At 24.3% G+C, this 13,906-nt stretch carries 17 protein-coding genes and 1 pseudogene; all 18 read left to right on the top strand.

All coding sequences use genetic code 4. The features are described from left to right. Positions 1–24: 24 nt before the first annotated feature. The 18 genes and pseudogenes from SPIRDC1_RS01850 (at position 25) to SPIRDC1_RS01760 (ending at position 13,808) form a co-directional block, all read left to right on the top strand. Positions 25–1,383 (top strand): DEAD/DEAH box helicase, encoded by a 1,359-nt coding sequence (locus tag SPIRDC1_RS01850; RefSeq protein WP_174480272.1) that lies wholly within the window; start codon positions 25–27, stop codon positions 1,381–1,383. A 19-nt stretch (positions 1,384–1,402) separates the two neighbouring features. Next, positions 1,403–2,302: a deoxyribonuclease IV gene (locus SPIRDC1_RS01845; protein ID WP_174480271.1), complete on the top strand. Its 900-nt coding sequence runs from the start codon at positions 1,403–1,405 to the stop codon at positions 2,300–2,302. Further along, the gene (locus SPIRDC1_RS01840; RefSeq protein WP_174480598.1) at positions 2,302–3,351 is read left to right on the top strand and encodes a nicotinate-nucleotide adenylyltransferase; all 1,050 of its coding nucleotides are present in this window, start codon (positions 2,302–2,304) and stop codon (positions 3,349–3,351) included. Before SPIRDC1_RS01845 ends, SPIRDC1_RS01840 begins: the two co-directional genes overlap by 1 nt. A gap of 301 nt (positions 3,352–3,652) precedes the next feature. Beyond that, on the top strand, positions 3,653–4,375 hold the full coding sequence (locus SPIRDC1_RS01835) for a DNA-methyltransferase (RefSeq protein WP_174480597.1): 723 nt from the start codon (positions 3,653–3,655) through the stop codon (positions 4,373–4,375). After that, entirely contained in the window at positions 4,368–4,922 is a 555-nt protein-coding gene (locus SPIRDC1_RS01830; protein ID WP_174480270.1) for a hypothetical protein, read from the top strand. The genes SPIRDC1_RS01835 and SPIRDC1_RS01830 overlap by 8 nt, the downstream gene beginning before the upstream one ends. A gap of 39 nt (positions 4,923–4,961) precedes the next feature. Beyond that, positions 4,962–6,797: an ABC transporter ATP-binding protein gene (locus tag SPIRDC1_RS01825; protein ID WP_174480269.1), complete on the top strand. Its 1,836-nt coding sequence runs from the start codon at positions 4,962–4,964 to the stop codon at positions 6,795–6,797. A 113-nt stretch (positions 6,798–6,910) separates the two neighbouring features. Then, positions 6,911–7,174: a hypothetical protein gene (locus SPIRDC1_RS01820; RefSeq protein WP_174480268.1), complete on the top strand. Its 264-nt coding sequence runs from the start codon at positions 6,911–6,913 to the stop codon at positions 7,172–7,174. Beyond that, positions 7,167–7,403, top strand: coding sequence for a hypothetical protein (locus SPIRDC1_RS01815; RefSeq protein WP_174480267.1), 237 nt, complete (start codon positions 7,167–7,169; stop codon positions 7,401–7,403). Before SPIRDC1_RS01820 ends, SPIRDC1_RS01815 begins: the two co-directional genes overlap by 8 nt. Positions 7,404–7,774: 371 nt before the next feature. Beyond that, a pseudogene (locus SPIRDC1_RS01810) lies at positions 7,775–9,014 on the top strand (IS256 family transposase). A gap of 590 nt (positions 9,015–9,604) precedes the next feature. After that, a complete protein-coding gene (locus tag SPIRDC1_RS01800) occupies positions 9,605–9,898 on the top strand; it encodes a hypothetical protein (RefSeq protein WP_174480106.1) in 294 nt (97 codons plus the stop codon). 3 nt (positions 9,899–9,901) lie between these two features. Further along, positions 9,902–10,060: a hypothetical protein gene (locus tag SPIRDC1_RS01795; RefSeq protein ID WP_174480107.1), complete on the top strand. Its 159-nt coding sequence runs from the start codon at positions 9,902–9,904 to the stop codon at positions 10,058–10,060. Between the two features lie 3 nt (positions 10,061–10,063). Continuing rightward, positions 10,064–10,300, top strand: a complete 237-nt coding sequence (locus SPIRDC1_RS01790; RefSeq protein WP_174480108.1) for a hypothetical protein — start codon at positions 10,064–10,066, stop codon at positions 10,298–10,300. An 11-nt stretch (positions 10,301–10,311) separates the two neighbouring features. Beyond that, positions 10,312–11,136: a hypothetical protein gene (locus SPIRDC1_RS01785; protein WP_174480110.1), complete on the top strand. Its 825-nt coding sequence runs from the start codon at positions 10,312–10,314 to the stop codon at positions 11,134–11,136. A 16-nt stretch (positions 11,137–11,152) separates the two neighbouring features. Continuing rightward, a complete protein-coding gene (locus SPIRDC1_RS01780) occupies positions 11,153–11,311 on the top strand; it encodes a hypothetical protein (RefSeq protein ID WP_174480111.1) in 159 nt (52 codons plus the stop codon). Positions 11,312–11,345: 34 nt separating this feature from the next. Beyond that, entirely contained in the window at positions 11,346–11,534 is a 189-nt protein-coding gene (locus SPIRDC1_RS01775; protein ID WP_174480113.1) for a hypothetical protein, read from the top strand. A 15-nt stretch (positions 11,535–11,549) separates the two neighbouring features. Then, on the top strand, positions 11,550–11,924 hold the full coding sequence (locus tag SPIRDC1_RS01770) for a hypothetical protein (protein WP_174480115.1): 375 nt from the start codon (positions 11,550–11,552) through the stop codon (positions 11,922–11,924). 16 nt (positions 11,925–11,940) lie between these two features. Further along, on the top strand, positions 11,941–13,140 hold the full coding sequence (locus SPIRDC1_RS01765; protein ID WP_174480117.1) for a hypothetical protein: 1,200 nt from the start codon (positions 11,941–11,943) through the stop codon (positions 13,138–13,140). 14 nt (positions 13,141–13,154) lie between these two features. Continuing rightward, positions 13,155–13,808, top strand: coding sequence for a hypothetical protein (locus SPIRDC1_RS01760; RefSeq protein WP_174480265.1), 654 nt, complete (start codon positions 13,155–13,157; stop codon positions 13,806–13,808). Positions 13,809–13,906: the final 98 nt, after the last annotated feature.

Here is a 13,906-nt window from a genome sequence, read left to right as displayed (position 1 = left end):
TGCATTAAAGAAAAAGGTGAACGTATGTCATTTCAACAATTTAATTTACAACCATGACTAATTGAAAATTTAAAAAAAGAAAAACTAATTAATCCAACACCAGTCCAAACTGAAATCATTCCTTTAGCATTAACTAATAAAAACTTAATTATTAAAAGTGCTACTGGTAGTGGTAAAACTCATACTTATTTAATTCCAATTTTAAATAATTGTAATGTTACTTTAAAAGTAACACAAGCAGTTATTATTACACCTACTCGTGAACTTGCTCAACAAACGTTCAATTTTTTAAAAGCTTTAATCAAAGATCAAAATATTAGCATTGCTTGTTTAGTGGGTGGAAAAGATATTATTCGTCAAAGTAATAATTTAAGTAATAATCAACCACAAATTGTAATTGGCACTCCAACCAGATTAAAACGTTTATATGAACTTAATATGTTAGCAATTACTACCACTAACACTTTAGTTATTGATGAATGTGATATGTTATTTGATATGGGATTCATGGAAGATTTAGATTTTTTAATTACTAAAATGAATAAAAATACTCAAATTATGACTTTTTCAGCAACAATATTACCCCAACTAGTTACTTGATTAAAAAAATATATTACTAACGCTACTACAATTAGTATTGATAATAAATCTCAAAAAATTCAACATATTTTTATTAATCATCATCATCAAGATAGTAAAAAACAACTACAATCATTATTAACAATGTTTGATCCTTATTTATGTTTAATTTTTGTTAATAACAAAGAAAATATTGAAGAAATTGCAAACGTCTTAATTGAAGAAAATAAAAAAGTAGCAATCTTACATGGTGGATTACCAGCACGAGAACGTTCTCAAACTTTTAAACGTATTAAAAATTTTGAATATCAATATGTTGTTTGTTCAGATATTGCAGCACGTGGTATTGATATTGAAGGGGTATCTCATGTTATCTCTTTACAATTACCGACAAATAATATAGAATATTATTTTCATCGAGCAGGGCGAACAGGACGAGCTAACTATTCAGGTATTTCTTATGTATTTTATGATAAGAGTGATAATTCTACTATTTATAAGTTAAAAAATTTAAACGTTCCAATAGAATACTATAAAATTAAAGATAATAAGTTACTACCAGAAATTACTAATGACAACATCGTTGCTCATAAACGAAAAATAGAAAGAAATAAAGAAGAGCAATATGTTATTAATCGCTTTAAAAAAAATAAAAATGTAACTCCTGGTTATAAGAAAAAATTTAATAAAGATTTAGAAGCAATAAAAAAAGAAACAAGAAAACAACACATTAAAGCATCAATTAAGAAAATTAAAAAAACACAAGCAATTGCAAGAAGAAAAAAACTTTTTGATGAAAATTAATAATGAAAGAGGAAGCAAGATGGAAAATGACAAATTAATTATTGGATCTCATGTTTCAATGAAAGCACCAAAATATTTATTAGGTGCTCTTGAAGAAGCTCTAAGTTATAATGCCAATACGTTTATGTTTTATACAGGTGCTCCACAAAATACAATTCGTAAACCAACCAAAGCATTATTTATTAAAGAATTTACAGAAAAACTAATTGAAAAAAATATTAATATTAATAATCTTATTGTTCATGCTCCTTATATTATTAATGTGGCTAATAGTATTAACAAAAGTACTTACCAATTAGCAGTAGATTTCTTACGACAAGAAATAATTCGCTGTCAAGATATTGGCATTAAAACTTTGGTTTTACATCCAGGTAGTGCTGTTGGTGCTTTACCACAAACTGCTTTAGATCAAATTGTTAAAGGATTAAATGCAGCATGTTTAGAAAAACAAACTGTAAAAATTGCTTTGGAAACAATGTCAGGAAAAGGTAGTGAAGTAGGAACTACTTTTGAACAACTTCAATATATTATTAATAATGTAAAAAGACCCGAACTAATTGGTGTTTGTTGAGATACTTGTCACTTATCTGATGCTGGTTATGATCTTAATAATAATTTAGAACAAGTAATACAACAATTTGATCAACTTATTGGATTAGATAAATTATTAGTTATTCATGTTAATGATTCTAAAAACCCAATCAATGCTCATAAAGATCGTCATGCTAACTTAGGAATGGGTTACCTTGGTTTTCAAACTTTAATTAACATTATTTATCATCCATTGTTGCTTACTAAAATAAAAATTTTAGAAACGCCATGAATTAATGGACATCCACCTTATTTACATGAAATTAAAATGATAAGAACAAAAAAATATAATAAAGAAATTTTAGAATCATTAGGAACTAGCAAATAATGAAAAGAATTGGCATTTTTGGTGGAACTTTTGATCCATTTCATAATCAACATTTAAATATTGCAAATACAGCTTATCATAAACTTTCACTTGATGAAGTTTGAATTTTACCAACAAAACAAAATCCGTTAAAAGACAGTGTCAGTGCCAGCGATCAACAAAGAGTCGATATGATTAATTTAGTTATTAAAAACTATTCTTGAATAAAATTAAATGATTATGAACTAACAAGTAAACAACCTAGTTATACTATTAATACTATTAACTACTTTATTGAAAACTATCCAAATCACAAATTCTTTTTTATTATTGGTTCTGATAATTTATATACCTTAAATAAATGACAAGGAATTGAACAGTTAATTAATTTAGTTAAAATTATTGTTGTTAATCGCCCTCATTATCGTAAAACATTAGAACTAATGTCAAAATACAAGTGTCAAAATTTAGTAGTTCGACCAAGTAGTGATATTAGCTCTGCCAAAATTAGAAATGGTGAAATTATTAATCAAATTGATATAAAAATTAATGATTATATTAACAATAATTTAATATATAGTTATGAGCGTTTAAAAGCAAATTTGGATAACAATAGAACTGAACATTGTATTAATGTTGGTAAAATGGCTGTTAAATTAGCAATTCATTATAACGAAGATGCTAATAAAGCCCTAATTGCAGGCACTTATCATGACCTTTGCAAACAATGAAGTAAAAATAAAATGACTAAATTTTTAACAAAATATAATAAAGAAATTTTACAAGAACCATTTCCAATTTGACATGGTTATGTAGCAGCATTGTATTTAAAAAATCATTATCAGTACCATGATGATTTAGTTCTTCATGCAATTGCTAAACACACTACTGGTGCAACTGAAATGAAACCTTTAGAATTAATAGTATTATTAGCAGATAAAATATCAATTGAACGTAACCATTATTATGTTGAAGAATTAAGAAAACTTGCCTTTCAAGATTTAACTGTTGCTTTTAAATACTATCTAGAAATTTTAAAAAAGCATTTACTAGAACAAAAAAACCATTAAATAATAAGTTTTTAACAATATATGAAACGTGAAGTAATAAAAATTAACAAATAGTATCTATAGTAAAATACTTATTTATTAATTATTTAATATATAATATTAAAGAAAAGGGAAGTTTAATAAACTAAATAGTATTGTAATAATATAAACAAATAATTGTAACTAAGGAGTACTAATAATGAGTTTAGTGAGTAAAGAATTAGAAACCAAAAATGGAAAAACAGTTAAACTTAAAATAGATAATTCAAATTCAAATCAAGTTAAAAAAATAAATCTTATTTTTGGAGATAGTTTTGTTAAAATGAAAAAAATGAAAAATGAATTAGTTGATTTTATATTTATCGATCCACCTTATTTTTTATCAAATGATGGTTATAGTGTTAACGCTGGCAAAAGAACATCTGTTAATAAAGGTGAATGAGATAAAAGTAAAGGTTTTCTTGAAAATTATAAATTTCATCAAAAATGAATTAAAGAATGCAAAAGAATTTTAAAACCAAATGGAACTTTAATAATTACTGGAACTTATCATTCTATTTATATTTGTGGTTTTATTTTACAAGAACTAAATTTTCACATTCTTAACGACATAGCTTGATACAAACCTAATTGTACACCTAATATTGGTTGTAGAAATTTTACTGCTAGTCATGAAACATTAATATGAGCAAAAAAAGATAGTAATTCTAAACATGTTTTTAATTACAAAGATATGAAATATTCTAAATGAGAAGAAGATAATTTTAAGAATGAAGATAAGCAAATGCGAAGTGTTTGAGCAATAACTACCCCTAAACCATTTGAAAAAATTTATGGTAAACATCCTTCACAAAAACCATTAGATCTTTTAAAAAGAATTATAATTGCTTGTACTAATGAAAATGATATTGTCTTAGATCCGTTTATGGGCAGTGGCACAACTGGTCTTGCATGTAAAATACACAATAGAAATTTCATAGGAATTGAAAATAATATTGAATATTTTAATCTAGCAAAAAAAAGATTGGATGATAATAATGGTTAAAAATCGAATCGGTGGTGCAAATACAAAAACTGGTCTCGCTTTTGAAGGAGAAAAAGAGTTATATTCATTTTTTAAAAAACAGGAAAATTATGAAATTAAAAATATGATTGGAATTCACAATTTAAAAAGAAATGATGCATTTGAATTGTTTTATATGGGAGAACATGTTGCTAATATTTTCAAAAAACATGCAATCTATGTTTATTTAGAAAAACACCACAATTTAAACTGAAATTACTTTTTATCAAAAAAATTACTACCAGATGACAGTATTTTTGTATATAAGAATAATACTTTTTTCATTATTGAAATTAAAACACAAAATGTTGCTGGAAGTGTTGATGAAAAACTACAAACTTGTGATTTTAAAAGAAAACAATGACAAAAACTTTTACCAATATTAAATTGCAAAATTGAATACTGATATTTATTAAGTGATTGATTTAAAAAACCAGAATATAAAGATACTTTAAATTATATAATAGATAGTAATTGTCGTTATTTTTTTAATTATATTCCATTAAAAGAATTGGGGTTACCACTATAACAAATAAAAAATAAATTATTAATAAGGAGATCAAATATTATGTCAAAAAAAAATAAAACAAAAATTACTGCTTCGCCGACAAAAGAAAAAACAACAGCAAAAATAAAAAAAAGCATGACTGATTATAATGAATCAAAAATAAAAAAAAGTGGTTTCTTAAGCGCAGTTATTAAATACTTTAAAAAATATCCACTACTTTATCTAATTGCAATACTAACCACTATTGCTTCTTCAATAATTTCAGTGATTATTCCTAAAATTACTAATAATTTTTTAGCTACCCCCGATGGTTTTCAATGAGAAAAAATTACTACTTTAGCTTATATTTTAATTAGTTTACAAATTGCATCAGGATTATTTATGTACTTTCGTAATTTAACAGGAAGCATCATTGGTATTAAAGTTGAAATTGAATATCGAAATAAAGTTTTAAAACATTTACTAGATTTAGATATGTCATACTATGAAGATCGCAAAATTGGTGACACTTTAACAAAACTAATTAGTGATACTAGTGTTATTGGTGAAAATATTCAATCTATTCCTTTAACTATGCTTAGTTCAATTGTGACTTTTTTTGGTTCAATTTACGTTATTTTTTCTTTAAATTGACAATTATCATTAATTGTTTTAGGTATTGTTTTATCAATTTTAATAATATCAGTATTAAATGTTCAAATTATTCGTTATTTAAACTATAAATGAAGAAAAGTTTACACTGAAGTTAATGCTGATATTACTGATCGACTAAATACTATTACTTTAATTAAAAGTAATGCTACAGAAAAAAGTGAAAATAAAAGATTTTCTAATGAACATCTTAAATATTACCAAGCAGCAAAAAAAACTATTACTTTTGAAAGTTTTACTAGAGCATTACTAATTACATTACTAACAGGAATTAACATTGTTGGTTTAGTTGCTGGTTTCATGTTTGTAAGTAAACAAATCATTAGTATTCCAACACTAATTGCTTTTTTATTAGCAGTCAACACTTTAATTTTCCCAGTTATTCAAAGTATTCAATTCTTAGGTAATTGAGCTAAAACATCAACTTCAATTTTCAGAGTTAATGAAATTCTTAATATTAAACCAAAAATAGTTAATAAAGAAAAAGCCTTACCAGTAAAACAAATTACTAGTGATATTATTTTTGAAAATGTTAATTTCCGCTATGATGAAAAAGAAGACTGAATTTTAAATAACTTCTCTTTCACTTTTGAAAAAGGTAAAAGTTATGCTATTGTTGGTGCAACTGGTGTCGGAAAAACTACTATTTCTAAGTTGTTACTACGTTACTATGACCCTGCTGAAGGAAGAATTTTAATTAATAATAATACTGATTTACGTGATATTGACTTAGCACAATACTTACATCATATTGGCTATATTGAACAAGATCCACAAATTTTATTTGGCACATTTGCTGAAAACATTAGTTATACTAAGCAAGGAGCAACTTTAGAAGAAATCAAAATTGCTGCAAGTAAAGCTAACTTACATGATTACATTGAACAATTACCTAATGGTTATAATACAATTTTAGGTGAACGTGGGATTAACTTATCTGGTGGTCAAAAACAAAGAGTAGCTATTGCTCGTATCTTTTTAAAAAATCCAGAACTATTAATTTTAGATGAAGCTACTAGTGCTTTAGATAATATTGTCGAAAAGGAAATACAAGCACAATTTAATAAATTAATGATTGGTCGTACTAGTATTATTATTGCCCATCGTTTATCAACAATTAAAACTGTTGATAAGATTTTAGTTTTAGAAAAAGAAAAAGGTTTAGTTCAAGTTGGTACTTTTGATGAATTAAAAGTTAAAGAAGGTCACTTTAAACATTTATATGAAGCTGGAATTATGGGGTAAAAACTAACATTAATATCAATTCTTATTTCTACAAGCTCAATATGAAAAAGTAAATTAACAAAAAAAAATATCATTTATTAATGATTTTTTTATCTAAATGGAGTTATTATTAAATGAAATTATTAGAATCTAAATTTATATTAAATACAATAGAAAATAAAAATATTGCTTCTTATTCTACCAATGAAATAACTTACAATAATTATATATATGAAGACGGCAGTATAGTTTCTGAAACAAAAAAAGCAAGAAGAAAAAGAAGAGAAGATGAAAAACAAAAAACATTAAATTTAAAAATAAATGATTTTATCTCATGTTTAATTCTTTCTTCAAAAGATTTTAAAAAGATTTTTTTTATCATATGAATCATTGGATAAAAATGATAATAGAGGAGAAATAGATTATAAAATAAATTTGATAAATAAAAAAGAAATATATTGTGAGCTTACAGACAGTCATTTAATGTCTAGTAGAGAAACAAAAAAGTTTAGGAAACTCTTATCAACAGAACCTTTAATTGGAAGCCTTGAATTTGTTAATAAACAAAATTATTCATTTTTAATAACAAATATTATTGACTGCATTAAAAAGAAAAAAACAGAATAATTAATAAAAACATGCATTTAAGTTATGAAAAATGATTGTTAGTGAATATACTACCTTCACCATTAAATTATCAATATATCACAAATGAACAATTTCAAATTTTGAAAAATAATTTAAAAAAATATCATTTTAATGAAGAAACTTTAAATTTAATATATAAAGAAAATAATAATTTTTTTAAAAGAATTGTTATAAATTTAAAATATGGAACAATAAAAAATAATATTTATTTTATACAAGAAATATATTTAATTTTAGACTTCAAAAAAAAAACAAGGGAATGTTTAGTAATCTGTGTGACTTACAAAAATAACTATGTTTAATTAATTCTAGTAAATATAATTTATATATCTAGAAAGAGTGAGTTACAGATGGCTAAAAAAGATAATCTTAATAACAATGATCCAATATCAAAAGCAGTAGATTTATTATTAGAAAATAGTGAGGATTTAACAACAGTTTTTAAAGAGGGAGGCTTATATAAAGAATTAACTAAACGATTGGTAGAAAAAATGTTGAATTGTGAGATGCAAAATTATTTAGGACACGAAAGAAATCAACGCAGTAATAATGACAATGTTCGTAATGGTACAACATCAAAAAAAATTAATAACTCAACAAGGTAAAATTGAAATTGATGTACCAAGAGATCGCAATAGTAATTTTGAACCAGTAATAATCACAAAAAGACAGAGAAGATTTGATGGTTTTGATCAACAAGTTCTTTCACTATATGCAAAAGGTATGACTTTATCAGATATTAGAATGCAGTTGCAAGAGTTATATGATGGCGCAGATATTAGCGAAAGCGTAATTAGTCAAATTACTGATGATGTCATTGATGATGTCAAAGCATGGCAAAATCGTCCATTAGATAGTGTTTATCCAATCATTTATTTTGATTGTATCGTAGTTAAAGTACGTCAGGATAAACGTATTATTAACAAATCAGTTTATATAGCTTTAGGAGTTGATTTAGAAGGTAAAAAAGATGTTTTAGGTTTATGAATTAGTGAAAATGAAGGTGCTAAATTCTGATTAAATAATTTTACAGAAATGAAAAATCGAGGCTTAAATGATATTCTTATTGCTTGTAGTGATAATTTAACAGGCATGTCAGAGGCAATACAATCAGTTTATCCTAAAACTGAACATCAATTATGCATAGTTCATCAAATTAGAAATAGCTTAAAATATGTTTCATACAAACATCGAAAGTCTCTAGTTATCGATTTAAAGCCAATTTATACAGCATGTAGTGAAGAACAAGCAATGCAAGCTTTAGAATCATTTGAAAGTAAATGAAATAAACAATATCCACAAATTGCTAAATCTTGATATAAAAATTGAGAAAATTTAATGGTTTTTATTAGTTATCCAGCAGAAATTAAAAGGGTAATTTATACTACAAATGCTATTGAATCTGTTAATAGCCAATTACGAAAAGTTATTAGAAATAAAAAAGTTTTTCCTAATGATATGGCAGTTTTTAAAATTTTTTACTTAGCAATTGAAAATATCACAAAAAAATGAACATTGCCTATTCAAAATTGAAATACAGCAATTGCTCATTTTATGATAAAATTTGAAGACAGAATTAATCTGAACTAGTACTTTGTAAAACAAAGAAACACAGATTACTAAAAAGCCTCAAAAACAAATGTAAATTCATAAATAAAGTTACTTAAGTAACTTTTTTTGGGAGCGTACCGAAGATGTCGGTAACTAAAAAGTTTTAAAAATAGCTCCTTTCTTTTTTTACCCTTGAATTAAAAATAAATGACAAAAGACGAGAATAAAAATCTTGTCTTTTTTTTGTAATTGTAANTGGCATTATTATCTATTCAAATGAAACTAATAATATTATTTTTCATGAAACATTCCAAGCAAAAACTATTTTAGAATGTAAAAATATTTATAAAGAAAAATTATTATATTTTAAAAAATTTTTAAATAATAAAAAAGTATTAGTAAGTGTAGAAAATTTTTATTTAAACCCAAAACAATTATTAACCAATCCCTTAGCAACACCTAAAATTATTGGTGCATTAATGGTATTAGTACAAGATATTATGAATTGAGATTATCAAGAAAACCATCCAAAAAATAAAGATAAAATACCAAATTATCAAGGAAATATAAAATTAACAAAACATGAACAAGATGCGTATAAACAAACCCAATTATAAGGAATTATAAAAATGAAAGAGAAATCAAATTATGTCAAATTAACAGTAAAACTGAGTAACACTATTGAAGCAAAATATTACGAAAAAGGTAATAAAGAATTATATTATAGTGTTAGAGGTCAATGAAATGGATTAAACTATGTTACTTTAATTTTTAATAACCCAAAATTTTATAACCGATGTATTTTATTAAACAAAAATGATGAAATTATAGTAACTGGTCAAATTTTTAATACTTTAAACATTCCTAAAAATCGTGCATTTTGTTCAATTAATGTTAAATGATTTAAAAAATGAAAAGAGTAAAAAATGATATTATGAAAAATTTTATTAATAGTACCAATATTAATAACAAGCATAACACTAATAATATTTTTAATATTTATTATTAAAGAATTAAAAAATGAATATAAAGTATTAAAAATATTAAGTGAAATTGCTAATCAAATTAAAAATAAGGAGAAATAATTAATGATAATATTACCTACTTTGTTTGAAAATAAAGATGAAATTGAAATATTATCACCATTTCCAAAAGCAATTCATACAAGTAATGATATTAGAGCAATTATTTTAAGACAATATCCAAATGTTAAATCAAAACACATAATTGTTTCTGACCCAGAAAGTAATGTTGCATTAATAGTTGGTGATAATGATGTTTATCAAGGTTGAATTAAAGTAACAATTAAAAAATTAGAAAATTAAAGGAGAATAAAATGCCAAGTATAGAAAATCAATCAAATTATACTTTAACTAAATTAATTAGAACTGGAATAAGTCCAATTTGTGCAATGATTGGTACAAGTGCTTATTATGGTCAAGTAATTGCAAATCCAGTATTAGGTTCAATTAATAGTTTATTATTTGGTAAAAAATTAGGTTTAGATATATGAAATTTAAATCAAAGACCAAATACTAAAACTAAACTAATTAATAGTAGTAAAAAAATATTACTGGGTTTAGGAATAATTGGATTAGCAAATTATAGTAAATGAACAGAAAATAATATTAATCCTATTATTCCAACAACACCAACTCCAATAACTACTACAACTACAACTGAGGGTCCTCCATGATTACTATTAGATAAACAAGAACATCAGTCATTAATGGATTGAGATACATATATTAGTTTAAATGCTTATGGTATTTCAAATCTTATTAGTGGATTAACTGAGTTAATACCTAATAAATTTGAAACAATAAGAAAGATTTGTAATATGGCTACTGGTGGATGTTTAATATCAAGTGGTCTAGCAATGGGTATTAATAATGATTTTAATAATGCTTATGCAGTACCTACCATAATTGCTGGTGCAAGTGAAATAATCCATAATTTACTACCTATGGAAACTACACATCATAATGAAGAAATGCAAGAAACATCATTTAATGATGAAACTGCAAGATTAGTAAATGATAATAGATTCACAATTAATAGTGAAACAACTAGTCAATACGGTAGTGATAATATGAGCGAAGTAGCATTAAATCACGATAATGCTTCATTAAATTGAGATTATAATCACATGAGTTTATAAAGGAGGTGAATAATTTATGAATAAAGAAAAATTACTTGAATATTATAATAAAGAAATAAAAACATATAAAGAAAAAATAGAAGAATTCAATAAAGAAATATCTGTATTAGTAGAAGTTATAAGTAATTCACAATCAATGATTGAAAGAATTAATGGTGGTCAATTTGATGAATAATTAAAAAATAAACAATTGAAAGGAAAATATTCAGATGAAAGAATTTTTACATGAATTAATAATTATTGGAACAAGTGTTGGAACATTAATTTGCAGAGAAATTATTGTTTTATTAAAAAGATTTATCACAACTCCAAAACATGTTAGAGCAAATAACAAAATTATCAAACATCAAAAAAAATTAGCAAAATTAAATGAAAAAATTAATAAAGAAAATAAATAATAAAGGGTGATGTAAATGTTAGAAAATGAAGATAATGTTCAACAAACAACTGAACCTTTAACTGAAAATAATGCTCAACAAGAAATAGAAAATAAAGTTAATGAAGCAGAAAATAAGTTAAATAAACTTAATCAAGAAATTAAAGAAAAAGAAATAATTAATATATTTAAAAAATATCAAGTTAAAACTGAATTTTATGATTTTTTAAAATTTAAAACTAATAATTTAGAAAATTCAAAAATTGAAGAAACTATTAAAAAAATAATTAAAGAACAACCAGTATTTAAAGAAACAATTAATACAGGTGGCAAACCACAAACAATAATAACAAATCAACCAAATTCAATAAAAAATGCTTTATTGGATTATAAAAATAAAAATAAATTATAAGGAAGGAAAATAAAAAATGGCAGTACCATTCAAACAAAATTTAGATAATACCGAAAAATTAGTAGAAGCACCAGAATTTATAGAATTTTTTAAACAATCAAATAGTCCATGGGCAAGTTTTTTTCCTATCGAAATGGTTAATTCAACAAGAATTGAATTTATAGTTAAAAAACCAAAAGACCCAAAAGTTAAAGTTCTTCAATGAAATGATAAGAGTAAAAGAATAGATGTCGGATATGCTGATACAGATAAAATTATTAAAGAAATTACAGAAGAAGCTGTTGCTGGCGAAACAATTGCAGCAAAAGATTTATTAGCAGAAAATGGACAAAATTTATTACAAAGTATGCAATATGAAGTTGCTAATGATTTAGCAGATTATTTAGCTAATAACAATACTAATGTAATTGCAAAATATGCAATTAAATTTATGATTGAAAAATCAACAGAACCAAAATCACAAGCAATTAAATATGTAGAAGCAATGTTGGGGGCATGAAATACATTATTTCAATATAGAAATATTGCAAATTGTAGATTCTTTATTACTAATGCTCTTTATGATAGTATAGTTTACTTGGCAGATAATAAAGGTTTAATTACTGATAATGAAATTGCACAACAATTAAGATTAAATGGTAATGATTTATATATTAAAGGTGTATTATGTCAAATTGTAATGGATGACTATATGACTTTTAAAAATGATAAAAATGATGATGAAATTATGTCATTTGTTTTAGCAACGCCAAGAGCAATGAAAAGATATATGTTGCAAGATACAATTATTTATGTTCAAGAAGTGGCAGATGGTAAAGTTGGAAGAATGTATTTAGTTGGTGGAGAAGTTACAGGTCAAGCAATACCTTATATTTCTAATAATGAAACAACATCACGTTGAATGGCATGTGGAATTATTAATACTGATAAAACTGATTTAAAAACTAAAATTACAAGTTTAACAACTGATATTACTGCAAATGTTAATAACAATAATAGTGAATTAAATACACAAATAAAAAGTACTAATGAACTTAAATCATTAAATCCTAATTTAACAAATCCAACTATTAAATATTTTAGTGATGCACAAGGAAAAACTAATGTAAGTAATCAAAAACAAAAAGCAGGTGACTTATACATAACTATTACTGCTAATGTTAATGACTTAAATTATAAAGGAACAACAAATCTGATTAAAATAACTCTTAAATAAAGGAAATTAATATCATGCCAATCGGTACAACTAGTACAGCAATACTTTTAAACATAAATAAACCAAAACATACTAGAATAAGTAAACAACAAGAAAATAAAAGTTTTTGATGAGAAATTTTAGAAATGATTGGTGTACAAGTTATAGCAGTAGCACTTGCTCCTTTTACTGGTGGATTAAGTGAAAGTGTAGCCCTTGGATTAGGTGCAAGTGATTTTATTGCAAGTACTATTAATTTTGGTATTTATGCTACAACTGATTTTACTATTAATCAAGTTTATGATTATTTAAAAGGAAATGTAACAAAATTAAATACTTTTTTAAATTTATTACCTGCATTTGCTGGACTTAATAAAATTAGTCGTGGTTATCGCACAACTAAATTTATTAAACTAGCACAAGAAACTAAAACATTAGAACAAGTTGGTATTAAAGAAGCAAAAAATTTACAAGAAATTATTAGTCAAGTAAGTGGAAAAGAAATTTTAACAGATAAAATTATTGGTAATAAACGTTATTTAATGAATTATAGTTTTACTCCTAATCGTGAAACAGTATTACGAGATTTAGGTTATGTTGCTGAAAGAGAATATAAAAATAATTTTCAAAAATTAGAAATACAAAAGTTAAAAGAACACTTATTATGGACGTATTGCAACCTTAGTTAGATTTAATAAGAAATTAAATGAGAGATAAAACTCTCATTTTTAATTGTTGAACAATTATAATTAATTATTTTATTAAACCTATACTTTATTAAAGTAAT

Source organism: Spiroplasma endosymbiont of Danaus chrysippus, from assembly GCF_902809815.1.
In the GTDB taxonomy this organism is placed as follows: domain Bacteria; phylum Bacillota_I; class Bacilli_A; order Mycoplasmatales; family VBWQ01; genus Spiroplasma_E.
The sequence above is the reverse complement of the archived record's forward strand: the minus strand, read 5'-3'. Positions and strand labels throughout refer to the sequence as shown.